Origin of the sequence: Faunimonas pinastri (genome assembly GCF_900110915.1) — a bacterium.
Lineage (GTDB): Bacteria > Pseudomonadota > Alphaproteobacteria > Rhizobiales > Afifellaceae > Faunimonas > Faunimonas pinastri.
The window spans coordinates 212,796-231,243 of the sequence record NZ_FOFG01000001.1 but is presented as its reverse complement, the minus strand read 5'-3'; the positions used below and the strand labels follow the sequence as shown (position 1 = coordinate 231,243).

The window sequence follows — 18,448 nt, the reverse complement described above, 5'->3', positions numbered from 1 at the left end:
GGCTCAAGCCGGGACCGACAGGAAAGCCGGTCCCCTCCGCGTTCAGGGACCCATGCCGCGGCGGACTTCTTCGCGAAGCGCGTCGATCGGCTGGAAGGCGCCGCCGGTTTCCGTGTGCCAGAAGGTCCAGCCGTTGCAGGCCTCAAGCCCCTGAACCGCCGCGCCGACGCGATGGATGGAGCCTTCGTGGCTTCCCCGCCCGGACTCGCAAACCAGCGAGCCGTCGGCGCGCACCGTCGCCTTGTGCTTCTTCTTGGGGTCGGTCAGCGTATCGCCCACCGCGATCAGCCCCGCTTCCAGGAGCGAGCCGAAGGGAACGCGCGGAGCGGCGCGCTTGCCTTCCACGACCTTCAGGACCGCGCCGGAGGCCGGGACCACGGCATCGATCCGCTTCCGGGCCGCTTCGATATAGGTGCTGTCCCGCTCCACGCCGATGAAGTGGCGGCCGAGCTTCTTGGCGACGGCGCCGGTCGTGCCCGTGCCGAAGAACGGGTCGAGCACAACCTGGCCCGGCCGTGTCGTGGAGAGCAGCACGCGATAAAGCAGCGATTCCGGCTTTTGCGTCGGGTGCACCTTCTGCCCCGCCTCGTCCTTCAGCCGCTCCTCGCCGGTGCAGATCGGCAGCACCCAGTCGGAGCGCATCTGCAAGTCGTCGTTGAAGGCCTTAAGGGCGTCGTAGTTAAAGGTGTACTGCTTGGCGCTTTGCTGGGGTGCTGCCCAGATCAGCGTCTCATGCGCGTTGGCGAAACGCCGGCCCCGGAAATTCGGCATCGGGTTGGTCTTGCGCCAGACGATATCGTTCAGCACCCAGAAGCCAAGATCCTGCAGGATCGCGCCGACGCGGAAGATGTTGTGATAGGAGCCGATGACCCAGAGCGTGCCCGTCGGCTTCAGCACCCGGCGGCAGGCGAGCAGCCAGGCGCGGGTGAAAGCGTCATAGGTGGCGAAATCGGCGAAACGGTCCCACTCGTCGTCCACGGCATCGACCTTGGACTGGTCCGGCCGGTGCAGGTCGCCGGCAAGCTGGAGATTGTAGGGCGGATCGGCAAAGACGAGGTCCACGCTGTTGGCCGGGAGCCGCTCGAGCGTGCTGATGCAATCGCCTTGAAGAATGGTGTCGAGAAGAGGATTCGCGGTGACTTCATTCCGCTGCACGGCTTCGAAACGCATGAACTCTGGGCTCCGTGGTGACAGGAGCATGGTTACCGAACAGGGTGAAGGATCGGTTGAAGAACAGGGTAAAGAGAAAGTTAATGACGGAGCGGCCTTAAAATACCGAACGCGGGCTGATATAGAGCCTCGGGAATGTCACGGGGGTCTGTGCATGCGTAAGACGAATTCGGTTCTCCTGTCCGGTCTGAAGGTCGCCGTTCCGGCGGCCATGGCGATGTCGCTCGCGGGCTGCATGGGCATGGGCAGCGGCGGAACCGGCACCGCGGCGACGCCGACGAAGACGGCGGACAAGCAGGTCGATCCGCGTACCTATCTCGGTCCCGATTATTGCCCGGCGGTGCAGATCCGCGAGGGCACGCAGATCCTGCAGCGCTTCCCGACGGGCAAGCAGGGCGATCCCAACTCTCTGGTCTGGCAGGCCTCCATCGGCGACGCCGTGCGCGAGTGCCTCTACAATCCCGACGGCACGCTGACGCTGCGGATCGGCGTTTCGGGCCGTATCATCTCCGGGCCGAAGGGCACGCCCGGGCATGTGTCCGCACCGCTGCGCGTGGCCGTGGTGAAGTACCAGGAGAAGGTCTTCGCCTCCAACATCTACCCCGTTGCGGCGGACCTGGCGGCGGGCGGCAACACGGTCTTCCGTGAGGTCCACGAGGTCACCGTGCCCAGCCCCGGCGACGCGCGCGACTACCTGATCTATGTCGGCTTCGACGAGTCCTCGCACGGGCTGGATCCGACCGGCAAGATCGCGAAGTCGACCAAGGCGGTGACGTTCTCCGACGTCACGCGCGGCAACGACTGAGAACAGAAACGGCCGCGAAAGCGGCCGTTTTCATATTCCGATGATGTCGCCGGGCACGGACCCGGACCTGTCGGTTGGGTTCCCCTGGTTCAGGCTTCTTCCGGCACCGGCTCCTGCGCCAGCGGCGGCACATAGGCCTCGCGGGCGGCACGGACGGCGTCGTGGTTTTCCTTGGCCCAGTTGATCAGCGCCTCAAGCGGGCCCAGCGCGGAGCGGCCGAGCAGCGTCAGCTCGTAGTCCACGCGCGGCGGAATGCTCGGATGCACCGTGCGCGTGACGAACCCGTCCTGCTCCAGCCGGCGCAGCGTCTGGGCCAGCATGCGCTGCGAAATATCCCCGATCTCGCGCTTGAGCACCGTGAAGCGAAGCCGTCCCGGCGCGAGCGTCTGGAGGATCAGGAGGCTCCAGCGGTCCCCGATCCGGTCGAGCACGTCCCGGATGGAGCATTCACTCACTGTCTCGCCCTGCTTCCGCATAGCCATTTTCATCTTCCCTCTCGCCGTCCGGGCGGTTCTTCGTCTGCTCCGGAGTGACAATCTCTAGACAGAACCTAGTGTTTTCGGAGGAAAGATTCGAGTCTTTGAATAGAATTATTTTCTAAGGTCGCCTTATTAACCGGCGGCGGCAGGCCCGAATACCGGTGGATGGTAGCGAAAAAATTACCGGGCGAAGCGGAAAAGCTTCACGCTTTCCCACGGACCGTTCAGATATCGCCAAAGATGCAGGCCGGTTCCCGTCACGGTTTCCGGCCAGCTTTCGGCCGACAGCGTTTTCCTGAGCGCCTCCGCCTCCAGATGCGAAACCTTGTTCTGGACCGTCACATGCGGATGCAGGCCGCCCCCGTCCTGCGGCACCAGCCAGGGCGCGAACTCCGCCTGCAAACGGCGATGCAGCGACAGGAGCGCCGGCGAAACCAGATTGAAGGCGACGCCCCGGCCGATGGATTTCGGCCCGGCATTGCGCAGGTCGATAGGCGCCTGCCCGGAGGCGGCGAGCGCCAGCAGATGCTTGACCTCGCGGGCGCGGGCGGCGGGAAGCTGATGAAACAGCGTGAGATGCGCCGGAATCAGGTTGCGCCCGGCGGGGAAATGCGCCCGCCGCAGCGCGTCGAAAAAGCCGAAGCTGCGGGGATCCAGCTCCAGCGTCAGGACGAAAGGCTGGTTGGCGCTCAGACCGCCTGCGGGTTCCAAGCCTTGAGCGCCTCGATGGTGGCGGGCAGCTCGGCCAGCCGGTTGATGACGGTGACCGCGCCCGCTTCCGTCAGCGCATCCGCATGGCCGGGCCAGGAATGCGACGCGCCGGTGAAGCCGATCACTCGCATGCCGGCGGTGGTCGCCCCATGCACACCGTGCACGGAATCCTCGATCACGATCGTGTCGGCCGGCGACGAGTCGAACTGCGCGGCGCCGTAGAGATAGACGTCGGGCGCCGGCTTCGGCCGCCCCTCCGCCACTTCGCGCGCGGAATAGATATAGGGGCGGAAGCGATCGTAGAGCCCGGTGCGCGTCAGCGAAAGGCGCAGCCTGTCCGACCGCGAGTTGGAGCAGATGCAGCGGGGGTCGTCGAGCATGTCGAGCATTTCCTGCACGCCCGCGACAGGCTCCAGCTCGGCATCCAGTCGCGCATCGACGCGACGCTCGGCTTCGCGGACCTTCTCCTCCGGGATTTCGATGCCCATCTCCACGCCGATGATCTTGAAGATCTGCTCGTTGGTGAGGCCGGCGAAGCGGTGGCTGACCTCGACGGCCGAAATCTCGTAGCCGATTTCCGTCAGGATCTCCGCATCGACCTTCGCCGCCAGGATTTCGGAATCGACGAGCACGCCGTCGCAGTCAAAGATGATAAGCATGGGCCGGGTTTATCAGGCTGAACGTGCGCGGCAAGCCCTTCCGCTCAGCCACCGCCAATTCCCTCGATGATCTTGCCCGTGCCGCCGCAATTCGGGCAGGGATCGTCGGTGCCCACCATGCCGGTGCCGTTGCAGGCGGGGCAGAGCGACTCGCCGCTGCCGATCGTGCCTGCCGCCGTTTCGTCGCCGGGCGCGAGGTCCCCGACATCGGCCGGAACCCGGATCACGCCCTCTTTCTTCGCGTCGCTCAATCGTCATCTCCCGTTTGCCGTCAAACGTTCCGGCCCTGAGGAAGTTGCAGGGCGCGCTCGATTGTCCCGCCGATTCAGGACCACCCGCCGCCCGAGAGTTGCTTGCCGCACCGGCGGCCGGGCGTTAACATGACGGGAAAATTTCGGGAGTTTGCGCCCTTGCGATATGTGTCGACCCGCGGTGAAGCACCGGTTCTCGGTTTCCGCGATGTCGTTCTGACCGGGCTGGCCCGCGACGGCGGCCTTTACCTGCCGGAAAGCTGGCCGGAACTCACGAAGGCCGAGATCGCGGACCTCGCCGGCCTGCCTTATCCGGAAGTGGCGTTCCGCATCATCAGCCGCTTCGTCGGCGGCGAGATCGCGGACGACGTCTTGCGCGGATTGCTGGACGACGCCTATTCGACGTTCCGCCACCGGGCGGTGACGCCGCTGACGCAGCTCGCGGAAAATCACTTCCTGCTGGAGCTCTTCCACGGCCCGACGCTCGCCTTCAAGGACGTGGCGATGCAGTTTCTGGCCCGGTTGATGGATCATATCCTGGCCGAACGCGGCCAGCGCGCGACCATCGTCGGCGCCACATCCGGCGACACGGGCGGCGCGGCGATCGAGGCATTCCGTGGCCGCGAGCGGGTGGATATCGCGATCCTCTTCCCCGATGGCCGCGTTTCGGCGGTGCAGCGCCGGCAGATGACGACCGTGGCGGACTCCAACGTGCAGGCGATCGCCATCGAAGGCACGTTCGACGATGCGCAGGCGCTGGTGAAGGCGATGTTCAACGACTTCGCCTTCCGCGAGGAAGTGCATCTTTCCGGCGTCAACTCCATCAACTGGGGCCGTATCGTCGCGCAGGCTGTCTATTATTTCTATTCCGCCGTGGCGCTCGGCGCGCCGCACCGGCCCGTCTCCTTCACCGTGCCCACCGGCAATTTCGGCAATGTCTTCGCCGGCTATGTCGCGATGAAGATGGGCCTGCCCATCGAGCGGCTGGTGATCGCCACCAACACCAACGACATCCTGCACCGGACCTTCGCCAGCGGCCGCTACGAGGTCCGTGGCGTGGTGCCGAGCTCGTCGCCGTCCATGGACATCCAGGTCTCCTCCAATTTCGAGCGACTGCTCTTCGAGGCCGAGATGCGCGAAGGCGAGACGGTTCGCCGTCACATGGCGGGGCTCGGCCAGTCCGGCGCCTTCACGCTGGGCCAAGCCGCGCATGAGGCGCTTGGCCCGGTCTTCGCGTCCGGCGCCTGCGACGAGGCGGAAACCGCCAGCACCATCAGCCGCGTCCACGCCGAAACCGGCATGGTGATCGATCCGCATACGGCGGTCGGCGTCGCGGTGGCCGAGCGGAACCGCGAACCGGCGACCCCGATGATCACGCTTTCCACCGCGCACCCCGCCAAGTTCCCGGACGCGGTGAAGGCGGCCTGCGGCATCCACCCGCCGCTGCCGGAATGGGCGGAGCCGATGATGCACCGCGACGAACGCTACGACGTGCTGCCCGCCGAACTCGGCCGGATCAAGGACGCCATTCTTGCGCAGACCCGCGCCGTTAAAACCCACTGAGGTTGGCATGACAGTCAGGGTCACCCGGCTCGACAACGGCATCTCCGTCGCCACGGAAAACATGCCGCATCTGGAAAGCGTCGCGCTCGGCATCTGGGTGGGCACCGGCGCCCGGTTCGAGACGCTGCGCGAGCACGGCATCTCCCACCTCCTGGAGCACATGGCCTTCAAGGGGACGAAGACGCGCAGCGCCCGCGAGATCGCCGAGGCCATCGAGGCGGTCGGCGGCGAGATCAACGCGGAAACCAGCGTCGACCACACCGCCTATTACGTCCGGCTCCTCAAGGACGACCTGCTGCTCGGCCTCGACGTTCTCAGCGACATCGTCCGCAACGCGACCTTCGATCCGGGCGAACTCGTGCGCGAGCAGCGCGTGATCATCCAGGAAATCGGCGCGGCGCTGGATACGCCCGAGGACCTCGTCTTCGATTATTTCCAGCAGGCGGCGTTCCCGGATCAGCCGATCGGCCGCAGCATCCTCGGGACACCGGACTCCGTCCGCGCTCTCCGCGCCAAGGATCTCCGCAAGTTCCTGGGCGAGCATTATCGCGGACCGCAGATCATCATCTCGGCGGCCGGCAACCTCGACCACGACGCGATGGTGAATTTCATCGTCAAGGCGCTGGGCGACGTTTCCGGCGAGCCTGCGCCCGCCGCCGAGCCCGGGGTCTACAAAGGCGGCCAGTGGGTCGAGGAAAAGGAGCTTCAGGAAGCGCAGATCCTGCTCGGCTTTCGCGGCCCCTCCTTCCGCGAGAAGGACCTTCATCCCGCCCACCTGCTCTCGTCGATCCTGGGCGGCGGCATGGCCTCGCGGCTCTTTCAGGAAGTGCGAGAGAACCGCGGCCTCTGCTATTCGATAAGTTCGTTTCACTGGCCTTTCGCCGATACCGGCCTCTTCGGCATCAGCGCCGCGACGTCGGAAGACGTGCTGGGTGAAATGGTCCCCGTCATCGTCGACGAACTGCGCAAGCTCACCGACGGTGTGACGGCGGAGGAACTGGAGCGCGCGAAGGCGCAGACTCGTGCCGGCCTGCTGATGACGCTGGAAAGCCCGATCGCGCGCGCGGGCCAGATCGCCCGTCATCTCCTGATCCATGGCCGGCCTTTGCCGCTGGAAGAGATCGTGAGCAAGATCGAGGCCGTCACCGCCCGGGATATCGCTGAGATGGCGGCCGGCATGCTCGGCACCACGCCGACGCTGGCGGCGATCGGCCCGGTCGCACCGCTGCCGGACATGGAGTCGATCGCGCATCAGCTCCGCGAGTTCCGCACCAGCGAGATGGCGCAGGCAGAGTCGCATTGACCCATGGCCTTCCTGCGCGCCACCTCGTCCTACGAGATGCCGGTCGTGTCCGGGAAGGGTGTCTATCTTCGCGCGCCCAACCTGACGGATTACTCCGTATGGGCGCAGGCGCGAGAGGAAAGCCGGCAGTTCCTCACGCCGTGGGAGCCCACCTGGCCGGCGGACGACCTCACCCGCGCCTCATTCCGGCGCCGGATCCGGCGCTATCACTTCGAGATCAGGGAAGACCGGGCCTATCCCTTCCTGCTGCTGCGCGAAGCCGACCACGCCCTGCTTGGTGGCCTGACGCTGTCGTCGGTCACCCGTGGCATGACGCAGACGGCGACGGTGGGCTACTGGATGAACGTCCGCCACGCCAACAGGGGCTACATGAGCGCGGCGCTGAGGGCCGTCGTGCCCTTCGCCTTCAACGTCCTCCACCTCCACCGGCTGGAGGCCGCCTGCCTCCCGCATAACGGCCCTTCCATCCGGCTCCTCGAAAAGGTCGGATTTGGGCGCGAAGGACTGGCCCGTGGGCTGGTCTGCATCAACGGCCAGTGGCAGGACCATCTCGTCTTCGGACTCCTCGCCAACGACCCAAGGCTGTGAGCGCGGAATTTCCTCGCTTGTGATACTGCTGCCACACCATTACTGACTTCTTAGCAGCCTCAATTCGGGAGTTCGCGGTGCACGTCGGCCCGATCGTGAAACGCCTTCTTGTTCTTTTGTTCCTGGTCGGGCTGAGCGGTCACGCGGTCGCGCTTGAGGCGATCTCCGTTCCTCTGGACGCCAAGACGATCGACCTCACCCACGCGGTGGAACGCCATTCCGAGCAGACCGACAAGGTGCAGGTTTCCACCGCACCCGGCGCGGACGGCATCGTGCGGCGCATCGAGGTCCATTCCAGCCGGCCCGACGGTCCGTCCGACTGGGCGGTCTTCGCGCTGTCCAACCCGTCCGACGAGCAGATCGACCGGCTGCTGGTCGCGCCCCATTACCAGCTGATCCGCTCCGGCGTCCTGTGGCCGGATCTCGGTTCGCAACGCGTCGTCGCCGTCACGCCGAGCGAGGGCTTCCCTCCCGAGCAGGTGCAGAGCGGGCAGGCCGACATCTACCGCATCACGCTGGATCCCGGCGCGGTCATCACCTTCGTCGTCGAGTTGCACAGCGAGGCGCTTCCCCAGCTGCATCTCTGGCAGCCGGACGCCTATGAGGACAGCGTCAACAGCTACACCCTCTATCACGGCATCGTTCTCGGCATCGCCGGCCTGCTGGCGCTGTTCCTGAGCGTGCTCTTCGTGGTCAAGGGCACGGCCATGTTCCCGGCGACGGCCGCTCTCGCCTGGGCGGTCTTCGCCTATACCTCGATCGATTTCGGCTTCTGGAACCGCATCTTCGCGCTGGCGCCGGCCAACGAGCAGTTCTGGCGGGGAGGCACGGAGGTGCTGCTCGCCGGCGCGCTCGTCGTCTTTCTCTACACCTATCTCCACCTGCATCGCTGGCACGTGCGCTACAGCCACATCGCCATCCTCTGGCTGCTCGGCCTGATCGTCGCCTTCGGCATCCTCGTGGTCGATCCCTCGGTGGCGGCCGGCCTCGCCCGCATGTCGCTCGGGCTGACCGCCGTGGTCGGTCTCGCCGTGATCCTGTTCCTGGCGCTCCGCAATTTCGACCGTGCGATCATGCTGATCCCGGCCTGGGCAGTACTGGTCTTCTGGGTGGTGGGCTCCTGGCTCGCCGTCACCGGCAAGATCCATTACAGCGCCGTGCAGCCCGCGATCGCCGGCGGCCTCGTGCTGATCGTTATGCTGATCGCCTTCACCATCATGCAGCACGCCTTTGCCGGCGGTGCCCTTGCGCAGGGGCTGATCAGCGATGCCGAACAGAAGGCGCTCGCCATGGTGGGCGCCGGCGACGCCGTCTGGGACTGGGACGTCAGCCGCGACCGCGTGGAGGCGAGCCGACAGGTCGAACACTCGCTGGGCTATCCGCCCGGCGGTCTGGAGGGGCCGGCGCGGCATTTCCTGAGCCTGCTCCATCCCGGTGACCAGGAGCGCTTCACCGCCGTGCTGGACGCCGTGGTGACGCAGCGTCGGGGCCGCATCAACCAGGCGTTCCGACTGCGCTCAGCCGACGGCCATTACCTCTGGTTCACGCTCCGCGCCCGCCCCATCGTCGGCACCGACGGCGAGGTGATGCGCTGCACCGGCACGATCTCCGACATCAACGACGCCAAGATCGCCGAAGAGCGCCTGATGCAGGATGCGATCCACGATAACCTGACCGGCTTGCCGAACCGCCAGCTCTTCCTGGATCGCCTGCAATTCGCGCTGGCCCGCAGTCGCGCGGAAGGCGTGGCGGAGCCCACGGTGCTCGTCTTCCTGCTCGACCGCTTCAAGTCGGTGAACGAGCGCTTCGGCCATTCGGTCGGCGATTCCGTGATGCTCGCGGTGGGCCGCCGGCTGTCGCGCCTCTTGCGCGAGCAGGACACGCTGGCGCGCCTGCAGGGCGATGCTTTCGCCGCCATCATCCTCTCGGAAACCAGCCAGGACGGGCTGGATGCCGTGGCGGCCGAAATGATGTCGGCGCTGAAGACGGCGATCTCCGTCGGCGAGCACGACATCTTTCTCAGCGCTTCCGTCGGAATGGGTTTCACCGATCCACAGCAGAGCGCCGAGGCGCAGTTGCAGGGCGCGGAAACCGCCGCCTACAATGCCAAGCGGCAAGGCGGCGACCAGATCGAGACCTATTCCGGCGCCGCTGCCACCAATATCCGCGCCAGCCGCTTCGAGCTTGAGGCGGAGCTTCGCAAGGCGCTGGACGGCGGCGGCATCGAGCTTGCCTATCAGCCGATCATCAAGCTCTCCGACCGCCTGCCGGCCGGCTTCGAGGCGCTGCTGCGCTGGGAGCATCCGACGCGCGGCAAGATCCCGCCGTCCGAGTTCATCCCGGTCGCGGAGGAAAGCGGGCTCATCGTGCAGCTTGGCCTCTTCGCCATGGAACGCGCGGCGCGTGAGCTTGCGGGCTGGCAGGCGATGGTGGAGGGCGAGAACATGCCTTTCGTCTCCATCAACGTGTCCAGCCAGCAGCTTCTGCGGCACGATCTGATCAACGACGTGAAGGCCGTGATGACGCGCACCGGTGTCGCGCCGGGAACGCTGAAGCTGGAAATCACCGAGACCATGGTGATGCAGAACCCGGAATATGCCTCCAAGGTGCTGGCCCGCATCAAGGAGATGGGCGCCGGCCTGTCGCTGGACGATTTCGGCACCGGTTATTCCTCGCTCGCCTATCTGGAGCGCTTCCCCTTCGACACGATCAAGATCGACCGCAGCTTCGTGCATTGCGGCGAATCCCAGACGCGGCCGATCATCCTGCGCTCGGTCATCGCGCTAGCCCACGAGCTCGGCATGGAAGTGATCGCGGAAGGCGCGGAAACGGAGAGCGATACGGAACAGCTCCGCCAGCTCGGCTGCGAATACGTGCAGGGCTTCTATTACGGCCGGCCGATGACGGCGCAGATGGTGCAGCAACTCGTTCGCCGCCCCGTCGCACGGGCAAGCTAGGGACAGCGCCAAGGCCCGCTGCGGGTCAGCGCCGCTCAGGCGTGGCCGGCATCGGCGGACAGCATGCCGGGGTCGATCCCCATCTGGGCGAGTGCGGTGTCGTACCGGCGCTCGACGGCTTCCTCGAACAGGATGCGGCGGTCGGCCGGGCTGTGCAGCCAACCATTGGCCTGGATCTCGCTTTCCAGCTGCCCCGGTCCCCATCCGGCATAGCCGAGCGCCAGCAGCGCCTTGTCCGGTCCCCGCCCCTCCGAGATGGAGCGAAGGATATCCAGCGTCGCGGTCAGGCAGATCCCGCCTGAAATCTGCAACGTCGCGTTCTCCACGATGAAATCGGCGGAATGCAGCACGAAGCCGCGACCGGTCTCGACCGGGCCGCCCCTATGCACCTTCAGCGACCGAACCTTGCGCGGCAGGGTATCGACACGGTCCGACCGAACGAGCTCAAGCTGCACCAGCAACTCGGAAAACTCGATCTCCGGCAGGAGCTTGTTGACGATGATGCCCATGGCGCCATCGGACGAATGGGCACAAATGTAGACGACCGAGCGGGCGAAGCGCTGGTCTTCCATGAAGGGCATGGCCAGCAGCAGGTGCCCTTCGAGCGAAGGATTATCCGGGAGCATGTTCTTCATCGCAGCGACCGTAGAACGAGCGTCCCCTCCCGGACAAGCCGCCTTCGGCTGATCGCACGGGCCGGGAAGCGCCGTGAGAGGCTTGATACCGGCTGCGGCCAGCTGGCAGGATAGACGAATGATCGCACGTGTCCTTGCCTTCCTGATCGCTGCCGGTTCCGTCACGGCGGCCCATGCGGCCCGCTCGCAATGGGTGCGGATCGATAATGCCCAGATGCGTCTCCTCGTTGCATCGCCGAGGACGAATGAGGCGGGGCCGGCCTCGCCCGAAACCGGAATCGATGGCGGCATCGATATCGCGCTGGAGTCGGGCTGGCACACCTACTGGCGCTTTCCGGGCGACGCGGGCATGGCGCCGGAGTTCGACTTCTCCGGATCGAAGAACGTCGCGTCCGTCGAGGTGCTTTATCCCACGCCTGAGCGCCACACGGACGGCGACAGCGTCTCGCTGATCTACGAGGACGAGGTGGTCTTCCCGCTCAGGATCAAGCCGGCCGATCCGGCCCGCCCGGTGACGCTGCGCGTCAACGCCTTTTTCGGCGTCTGCGCCGACACATGCCTGCCCGTCCGGGCTTCCGCCTCGGTCGATGGCGGCCCGGGCCAGCCGGCCGATCCGCTGACCGACAGCCTGCTTTCCACCTATGTCGCGCGCCTGCCCGGCTTGCCGGACAAAAACGGTCTTTCGGTCATGACCGCGAAAGTCGAGGGGGACGCCATCGCCTTCCAGGCCCGTGTTCCCCCGACGGCGGACGGCGGCGGCGGCGAGGCGGAACTGATGTGCGAGCCGCCGGCGAGCCTGCCGCTGGGGCAGCCCGGTCCCGCCCGCAAGCAGGGTTCGGAAGTTCGCTTCCAACTAGCCCTGCCCGAAGGCAATCCCGCATCCGCAGTGGAGGGACAGAGCTTCCGCTGCATCCTCTCCGGCGGCGGTCGAGCCGTGGAGCAGCAGGTTACGGTCGAATAGCGCCCTCAGGCCGCGGGGAAAGCGCGGGGCCGCCGCGTCATGAAGGGCTGCATGCCCTGCCGCGCGAGTTCGTCGGCCCGCTCGTTCAGGTCATGGCCGGCGTGACCCTTGACCCAGTGCCAGGTCACGGTGTGCTCGGCCATCAGCGCGTCCAGCGCCTGCCAGAGCTCGGCGTTCTTGACCGGCTTGCGATCGGCGGTCTTCCAGCCGTTGCGTTTCCAGTTGCGGATCCACTCGGTGATGCCCTTGCGGACATATTGTGAGTCCGTGTGGACCTCCACCGGCACCGTCCATTTCAGCGCCGTCAGCGCCTCGATCGCGGCCTTCAGCTCCATCCGGTTGTTGGTGGTCGCCGGCTCGCCGCCGCAGAGTTCCTTGGTCGTGCCGTTATATTCCAAGATGGCACCCCAGCCGCCGGGGCCGGGATTGCCCGAGCAGGCCCCGTCGGTATGGATGATCACGCGTTCCGACATCTAGAGTTCCATTCCATAATCGCCGGGCTTCGTCGCGCGCTGGTGGAAGCGCAGGCGCCGGACGTATTCCAGGGGATCCTTCGGCGTGACCAGAGCGCCCGGCGGCACGTTCACCCAGTCGAAGAGCCGCGTCAGCAGGAAGCGGATCGCCGAACCGCGCGCCAGGATGTGGAAGGCGTCCCGCTCCTCCGGCTCCAGCTTGCGCACGCTCTCATAGCCGTCGATCAGCGCCTTGGCCTTGGTCACGTTCAGCGTCATGTCCGGCTCGAAGCACCAGGCATTGACGCAGATGGAAAGGTCATAGGCGAGGAGGTCGTTGCAGGCGAAGTAGAAGTCGATCAGGCCGGACAACTCTTCGCGCAGGAAGAACACGTTGTCGGGGAAGAGGTCGGCGTGGATGACGCCCGTCGGCAGGCCGGTCGGCCAGTTCGCCTCGAGGAAATCGAGTTCGGCGGCGAGAAAGGCCTCCAGCCCCGGCTCGATCCCGTCAGCCCGGGCACGCGCCGTCTCGAACAGTGGCCGCCAGTTCGGCATGGCGAGCCCGTTGGCGCGGGTGATGGTGAAATCAGCCGCCGCCTCGTGCATGCGCGCCAGCGCCACGCCGACAGCGTGGCAATGCGCCGTGCGCGGCCGGCGCACCCACATGCCTTCCAGGAACGATACGATCGCGGCCGGGCGGCCCGCGAGCCGGTGCAGCGCCTCTCCGTCGCGGGCGCGAACCGGCAGCGGACAGGAAAGCCCGCGCGCGGCCAGGTGCTCCATCAATCCGATGAAGAAGGGCAGGTCGCCTTCCCTGACCCGCTTTTCGTAGAGCGTCAGGATGAAATTGCCGGCCTCGGTGCGCAGCAGGAAATTGGAATTCTCCACCCCTTCCGCGATGCCCTTGAAGGAGAGCAGCGTGCCGAGGTCGAAGGCTTCGAGAAACGCCACCAGGTCGGCGTCGGTCACATCGGTGTAAACGGCCATGTCAGGCTGCGGCGTCGCGGAGGATCTTGGGAAGGTTGAAGGTCACGTCCTCATGCGCGGTCTGCACCAGATGAATCGTGAAGTCATAGCGCTCGGCCAGCGCGTCGAGCACTTCCTCGACGAGCACTTCTGGTGCGGAGGCACCGGCCGTGATGCCGATGCTCGTCACGCCCTCGTCGAGGTCGGTCCAATCGATGTCGGAAGCCCGCTGCACCAGCGACGCCTTCGGGCAGCCGGCCCGCTCGGCCACTTCGCAGAGGCGGACGGAATTGGAAGAATTCGGCGCGCCCACGACCAGCACGCGGTCTACCTTGCCGGCCATCGCCTTGACCGCTTCCTGCCGGTTGGTCGTGGCATAGCAGATGTCGTTGCGATGCGGACCGACGATGGTGGGAAAGCGTTCCGACAAGACGGCGACGATCTCACTGGTGTCGTCCACGGACAGCGTCGTCTGGGTGATCCAGGCGAGATTGTCGGGGTCGCGCGGCGTGAAGCTCCGGGCATCCTCGGCCGTCTCGATCAGCGTGACACCGCCCACGGGCAGCTGGCCCATGGTGCCGGCGACCTCGGGATGGCCCGCATGGCCGATCAGCACGATCTCGCGGGCGCGGCGATGGTGCAGCACGGCTTCCTTGTGTACCTTGGAAACGAGCGGGCAGGTCGCGTCCAGCGCGAACATGTTGCGCGACGCGGCGCTCTCCACCACCTCGCGTGCGACGCCGTGGGCGGAAAAGATCACCGGCTGCGTGGTCTCGGGGATCTCGTCCAGCTCGTTGACGAAGATCGCGCCCTTGGCCCGCAGGCCCTCCACGACATAGCGATTATGAACGATTTCGTGGCGCACATAGACCGGCGCGCCGTAGCGCTGGAGCGCTTCATCGACGATCTGGATCGCCCGCTCCACACCGGCGCAGAAACCGCGCGGTGCACAGAGATATATGTCGCGCTTCGGTCTCTCACCCATGGTCGGCAGTTAGGAAGCGAAGGGGCGCGCCGTCAAGCCGCGTCGCCCCGATTACGCACCTGCCGGGCAACAAAGCCGACAAAGACGGCGATCAGGCCGATGGCGAGCCCGTACCAGGTCAGCGCATATTGCAGGTGGCTGTTGGCGAACAGCATCCGCGTTTCCCCGGCTTGCGGCAGGCCGGAGGCGGGCGTTTCCGACGCGACGAGGTCGATGGTGAACGGCGCGGTCGGCCCGGTCAGTTTCTGCGCCTCGGCGATCGGGGCGATCTCGCGGGTAAAGAACATCTCGCCCGGCTTGTGCGCCGGGGTGAAGAACCCGTGCGAATCGTCCGGGCGAAGGAGGCCGGTGACGGTGACCTCGCCCGCGGGTTCTTCCGAGCGCTGGGAGGCGTCCCGCTTCTCCTGGGGCACGAAGCCGCGATTGACCAGCACGGTGCCCCCGCCAGAAAGCGCGAAAGGCGTCACCACCCAATATCCCGGCCCGCCGAAATGGCCTTTCGGGTCCGGCAGGCTGGTGAAGACCGGCACCTCGCGGTCGAACAGGAAATGGCCGGTCATCCGGAACGGCCGATAGGTCAGCGGATCGACCGACAGCCCCGGCCATTCGGCCGGCGCGGGAAGCACCGCCACCGCCATGTGCGGCCGCTCGTTCGCCGCCGCGATCAGCCCTTCCTTCCAGGCGAGCCGACGCAGTTGCCAGTTGCCGAGGCCGACCAGCACACCAGCCACCAGCAGCGTCAGGATAGCCGGAAGCACAAGCCCCCGCAGCCGCAACGTCATAGCGGATCGCCGGAGCGGTCGATCGAGCCTTCCTCGGCCTTGTTGGTGTATTGCACCGCCATCAGCACGCCCTTGAACGGGCGCAGGCCGCCGCAGCAGAGGATGAAGATCAGCGGCACCCAGAGCACGACGTGGACCCAGATCGGCGGGGAATAGGCGAGTTCCACGATCATGGCCGCCGCCACGACGATGAAGCTCACGAGCGTCATCACGAAGAAGGCCGGCCCGTCGGCCGTGTTGGCGAAGGAATAATCGAGACCGCAGACCTCGCAGCGTTCCCGGAACGTCAGGAAGCCCTTGAACATGTGGCCGTAACCGCAGCGCGGGCAGCGGCCCCTCAGCCCGGTCGAAACCGGGTTCAGCGGCGGAAAATAGGTCGGTTTGTCCGGCATGGTGCAGGGCGTGGCGTGGGCTCGGGGCTTGAGGGACGGCCGGGACCGTCCCGCGCCTCAGCCCGCCGTCGCCGCCACTCCGGCCGAGCCCCAGACATAGATGCTGGCGAAGAGGAAGAGCCAGACCACGTCCACGAAATGCCAGTACCAGGCTGCCGCCTCGAAGCCAAAATGGTGCTCCGGCGTGAAGCCGCCATTCTGTGCCCGCACCAGGCAGACGATCAGGAAGATCGTGCCGACGATGACATGGAAGCCATGGAAACCGGTCGCCATGAAGAAGGTGGCGCCGAAGATGTTGCCGCTGAAATGGAAGCCGACATGCAGATACTCATAGGCCTGCACGCAGGAGAAGATGATTCCGAGGACGATCGTGAGCGCCAGGCCCGCCTTCAGCCCACGCCGGTTGTTGTGGAGCAGCGCATGGTGCGCCCACGTGATCGTCGTGCCGGAGGTAAGCAGCAGCAGCGTATTGAGCAGCGGCAGGTTCCAGGGATCCAGCGACTCGATGCCCTTGGGCGGCCACATGCCGCCGGTGACGGCCAGCCGCGCCGTCTCGTTCGCCTGCCCGACGAAGAGGCTCGTGTTGAAGAAGGCCCAGAACCAGGCGACGAAGAACATCACCTCGGAAGCGATGAACAGGATCATCCCGTAGCGCAGATGCAGCTGCACGACGCGGGTATGGAAACCCTCGCGCCCCTCGATGATGACGTCCCGCCACCATCCGAACATGGTGTAGAGGACGCCCAGGGCGCCCGGGATCAGCCAGAGATAGCCGTAATGGTGCATGCCGGCGATGAAGCCGAGCGCCAGGAGAAACGCGGAGACCGAGGCGATGAATGGCCATGGGCTCGGTGAGACCAGATGGTAATCGTGATGTTTAACGTGCCCGTCAGCCATAGCGAAGTCTTCCATCCCCCAGTGGCGGCGCAAGGTGCACCGGTTCTATGCTACAACTTGCTCGGCAGCACTGCGCTGCCGGCTTGTGCGACCGGTTGTCCCTCGGCCTTGGTATCGCCCGGCTCTTCGGCCGGATACATCGTGTAGGACAGCGTCACCGCCCGCGTTTCCTTGAGCTGCCGCTCCTTGTCGAAGTCCGGCGAGACGAAGAAGGTCACGGGCATGGTGACGCGTTCATGCGGCTTCAGCGTCTGCTTGGTGAAGCAGAAGCACTGGATCTTGTTGAAGAACTGCCCGACCGCATCCGGCGCCACGTTGAACACGGCTGAGCCAGTGGTTTCATGGTCGGACGTATTCTCGGCGAGATAGTAGATCGTCGTGGGTTCGCCGAGCCTGACGCTCACCGCCGCCTGGGCAGGCATGAACTTCCAGGGCAGGCCCTGCACGTTGCCGTCGAAGCGGACGATGATCCGCCGGTCCAGCACCGTACCGCTTGCCGCCACCGCGCGCCGCGTCGTGCCGTTATAGCCGGTGGCCTGGCAGAAGATCCGGTAGAGCGGGACCGCCGCATAGGCCGCTCCCACCATTCCCGCGCCGACCAGCGCCAGCACCAGCCCGAGGACCAGGTTGAAGCGGCTCTTCTGCGCGGGTTTCACCATGGCTGGCCTTCCGTCACATCAGGTGGCTGGGAGGCGTGACGCCGGCCCCGCCGAGACGAACGAGTGTAATGATAAAGAACAGAATGACCAGAGCGCCGAGCGCGAGACCCATTGCCACGGATCGGCGGCGGCGCGCACGCTCCTGCTGAGGCGAAAGCTTGACCAGTTCGGGTCCGCGCACCCGTCAGGCTCCGAGGACAGCCGACAGGCCTGCCTGGACCAGCAGCACGGCGAAAAGGGTGAAGAGATAGACGATGGAGAAGCCGAAGAGTTTCTTGGCCGCCCGGTAATTGTCGGCATCCCCCTGTCGTAGCAGCACGACCGCGCGGCGGATGAACTCCGCGCCGAGCAGCGCGGCGATCACGCCATAGGCCAGACCGCCGAAGCCGAGCACCCAGGGCAGCAGGCCGACGCCGGCGAGCAGCACGGAATAGGCCAGGATCTGCCGGCGCGTGGAAGCGTCTCCCGCCACGTTCGGCATCATCGGAATGCCGGCCTTGGCGTAGTCCTTGGAGGCGAAAAGGGCGAGCGCCCAGAAATGCGGGGGCGTCCAGGTGAAGATGATGGCGAAGAGCACCAGCGGCTCGTAGCTGAGGCCGCCCGTGACGCAGGCCCAGCCGACCACCGGAGGCAGCGCGCCGGCCGCGCCGCCGATGACGATGTTCTGCGCCGTCCAGCGCTTCAGCCAGACCGTGTAGACCACAGCATAGAAAAAGATGGTGAAGGCGAGCAGCCCGGCCGCCAGCCAGTTCACGGCAACGCCGAGCACCAGCACGGAAAAGACGGACAGGATCAGGCCGAAGGTCAGCGCCTCGGAGGGCAGGATGCGACCGGAGGGAATCGGACGCCCCGCGGTACGCTTCATCACCGCGTCGATATCGGCGTCATACCACATGTTGAGCGCGCCCGACGCGCCGGCCCCGACGGAGATGCAGAGCAGCGAGACGACGGCCAGCACCGGATGGAGGCCGCCCGGCGCGACCATCATTCCGACCAGCGCCGTGAAGATGACGAGCGACATCACGCGCGGCTTCAGAAGGGCGATATAATCGCCGACCTCCGCGCCGCCCCATTGCTCATCCGTCAGTTCAAGCCTGGCATCGGTCATTCAGCCGGCCCATCCTTCTCTGTCTGCGGCGCCAGAAGCGCGAGCGGCAACCGGTTCGTCCGGTTGCCCCGATCCCGTCTGTCCCAAAGGGGCAATCCGGCGGACCCTCGTCCGCCGGCACCTTC

Annotated in this window: 21 protein-coding genes; 6 read left to right on the top strand and 15 right to left on the bottom strand. The window is 66.0% G+C overall.

Features of this window, described 5'->3' with window-relative positions; genetic code table 11:
• Window positions 1-42: 42 nt before the first annotated feature.
• Window positions 43-1,170, bottom strand: coding sequence for a site-specific DNA-methyltransferase (locus tag BMY25_RS01075; protein ID WP_092494738.1), 1,128 nt, complete (start codon window positions 1,168-1,170; stop codon window positions 43-45).
• A gap of 154 nt (window positions 1,171-1,324) precedes the next feature.
• Here BMY25_RS01075 and BMY25_RS01070 point away from each other — a divergent pair, with 154 nt between their 5' ends.
• The gene (locus BMY25_RS01070) at window positions 1,325-1,975 is read left to right on the top strand and encodes a hypothetical protein (protein ID WP_092494737.1); all 651 of its coding nucleotides are present in this window, start codon (window positions 1,325-1,327) and stop codon (window positions 1,973-1,975) included.
• 89 nt (window positions 1,976-2,064) lie between these two features.
• Here BMY25_RS01070 and BMY25_RS01065 read toward each other — a convergent pair whose 3' ends face one another.
• The 4 genes from BMY25_RS01065 to BMY25_RS01050 form a co-directional block, all read right to left on the bottom strand.
• Window positions 2,065-2,457, bottom strand: a complete 393-nt coding sequence (locus tag BMY25_RS01065) for a winged helix-turn-helix transcriptional regulator (protein ID WP_092494736.1) — start codon at window positions 2,455-2,457, stop codon at window positions 2,065-2,067.
• A 177-nt stretch (window positions 2,458-2,634) separates the two neighbouring features.
• Complete coding sequence (locus tag BMY25_RS01060; RefSeq protein WP_238858075.1) at window positions 2,635-3,165, bottom strand: 2'-5' RNA ligase family protein; 531 nt, start codon at window positions 3,163-3,165, stop codon at window positions 2,635-2,637.
• Entirely contained in the window at window positions 3,144-3,824 is a 681-nt protein-coding gene (locus BMY25_RS01055) for an HAD family hydrolase (RefSeq protein ID WP_092494735.1), read from the bottom strand. The genes BMY25_RS01060 and BMY25_RS01055 overlap by 22 nt, the downstream gene beginning before the upstream one ends.
• 44 nt (window positions 3,825-3,868) lie before the next feature.
• Window positions 3,869-4,075: a hypothetical protein gene (locus tag BMY25_RS01050; RefSeq protein WP_238858074.1), complete on the bottom strand. Its 207-nt coding sequence runs from the start codon at window positions 4,073-4,075 to the stop codon at window positions 3,869-3,871.
• Between the two features lie 159 nt (window positions 4,076-4,234).
• Between BMY25_RS01050 and thrC the strand changes: the two genes are divergently transcribed.
• From thrC to BMY25_RS21335, 4 genes are all read left to right on the top strand, one after another.
• The gene (thrC, locus tag BMY25_RS01045) at window positions 4,235-5,638 is read left to right on the top strand and encodes a threonine synthase (RefSeq protein ID WP_092494734.1); all 1,404 of its coding nucleotides are present in this window, start codon (window positions 4,235-4,237) and stop codon (window positions 5,636-5,638) included.
• Between the two features lie 7 nt (window positions 5,639-5,645).
• Entirely contained in the window at window positions 5,646-6,941 is a 1,296-nt protein-coding gene (locus BMY25_RS01040) for a M16 family metallopeptidase (RefSeq protein WP_092494733.1), read from the top strand.
• A 3-nt stretch (window positions 6,942-6,944) separates the two neighbouring features.
• A complete protein-coding gene (locus BMY25_RS01035) occupies window positions 6,945-7,529 on the top strand; it encodes a GNAT family N-acetyltransferase (RefSeq protein WP_092494732.1) in 585 nt (194 codons plus the stop codon).
• Between the two features lie 95 nt (window positions 7,530-7,624).
• On the top strand, window positions 7,625-10,486 hold the full coding sequence (locus tag BMY25_RS21335; RefSeq protein WP_304529028.1) for an EAL domain-containing protein: 2,862 nt from the start codon (window positions 7,625-7,627) through the stop codon (window positions 10,484-10,486).
• Window positions 10,487-10,521: 35 nt separating this feature from the next.
• Here BMY25_RS21335 and BMY25_RS01025 read toward each other — a convergent pair whose 3' ends face one another.
• Window positions 10,522-11,121, bottom strand: a complete 600-nt coding sequence (locus BMY25_RS01025) for a YqgE/AlgH family protein (RefSeq protein WP_092494731.1) — start codon at window positions 11,119-11,121, stop codon at window positions 10,522-10,524.
• Between the two features lie 118 nt (window positions 11,122-11,239).
• On the opposite strand from BMY25_RS01025, the gene BMY25_RS01020 reads away from it, so the two are divergent.
• The gene (locus BMY25_RS01020) at window positions 11,240-12,082 is read left to right on the top strand and encodes a protein-disulfide reductase DsbD domain-containing protein (protein WP_092494730.1); all 843 of its coding nucleotides are present in this window, start codon (window positions 11,240-11,242) and stop codon (window positions 12,080-12,082) included.
• Between the two features lie 5 nt (window positions 12,083-12,087).
• Here BMY25_RS01020 and rnhA read toward each other — a convergent pair whose 3' ends face one another.
• The 9 genes from rnhA to BMY25_RS00980 are packed head-to-tail and all read right to left on the bottom strand — an operon-like array spanning window position 12,088 to window position 18,323.
• Window positions 12,088-12,555, bottom strand: coding sequence for a ribonuclease HI (gene rnhA / locus BMY25_RS01015; protein ID WP_092494729.1), 468 nt, complete (start codon window positions 12,553-12,555; stop codon window positions 12,088-12,090).
• Entirely contained in the window at window positions 12,556-13,521 is a 966-nt protein-coding gene (locus BMY25_RS01010) for a homoserine kinase (protein WP_092494728.1), read from the bottom strand.
• Between the two features lies 1 nt (window position 13,522).
• Window positions 13,523-14,485: a 4-hydroxy-3-methylbut-2-enyl diphosphate reductase gene (ispH, locus tag BMY25_RS01005; protein ID WP_092494727.1), complete on the bottom strand. Its 963-nt coding sequence runs from the start codon at window positions 14,483-14,485 to the stop codon at window positions 13,523-13,525.
• A 32-nt stretch (window positions 14,486-14,517) separates the two neighbouring features.
• Window positions 14,518-15,267 (bottom strand): SURF1 family protein, encoded by a 750-nt coding sequence (locus BMY25_RS01000; protein ID WP_092494726.1) that lies wholly within the window; start codon window positions 15,265-15,267, stop codon window positions 14,518-14,520.
• Window positions 15,264-15,659: a DUF983 domain-containing protein gene (locus tag BMY25_RS00995; RefSeq protein WP_092494725.1), complete on the bottom strand. Its 396-nt coding sequence runs from the start codon at window positions 15,657-15,659 to the stop codon at window positions 15,264-15,266. Before BMY25_RS00995 ends, BMY25_RS01000 begins: the two co-directional genes overlap by 4 nt.
• 57 nt (window positions 15,660-15,716) lie before the next feature.
• Window positions 15,717-16,556, bottom strand: coding sequence for a cytochrome c oxidase subunit 3 (locus BMY25_RS00990; RefSeq protein ID WP_092494724.1), 840 nt, complete (start codon window positions 16,554-16,556; stop codon window positions 15,717-15,719).
• Window positions 16,557-16,606: 50 nt separating this feature from the next.
• Window positions 16,607-17,215 carry a cytochrome c oxidase assembly protein gene (locus BMY25_RS00985; protein ID WP_092494723.1) on the bottom strand — a complete coding sequence of 203 codons (609 nt, stop codon included), beginning with the start codon at window positions 17,213-17,215 and terminating at the stop codon, window positions 16,607-16,609.
• A 13-nt stretch (window positions 17,216-17,228) separates the two neighbouring features.
• The gene (locus tag BMY25_RS21510) at window positions 17,229-17,396 is read right to left on the bottom strand and encodes a hypothetical protein (RefSeq protein WP_487312989.1); all 168 of its coding nucleotides are present in this window, start codon (window positions 17,394-17,396) and stop codon (window positions 17,229-17,231) included.
• Window positions 17,397-17,399: 3 nt separating this feature from the next.
• Window positions 17,400-18,323 carry a heme o synthase gene (locus BMY25_RS00980; RefSeq protein ID WP_092494722.1) on the bottom strand — a complete coding sequence of 308 codons (924 nt, stop codon included), beginning with the start codon at window positions 18,321-18,323 and terminating at the stop codon, window positions 17,400-17,402.
• Between the last annotated feature and the right edge of the window lie 125 nt (window positions 18,324-18,448).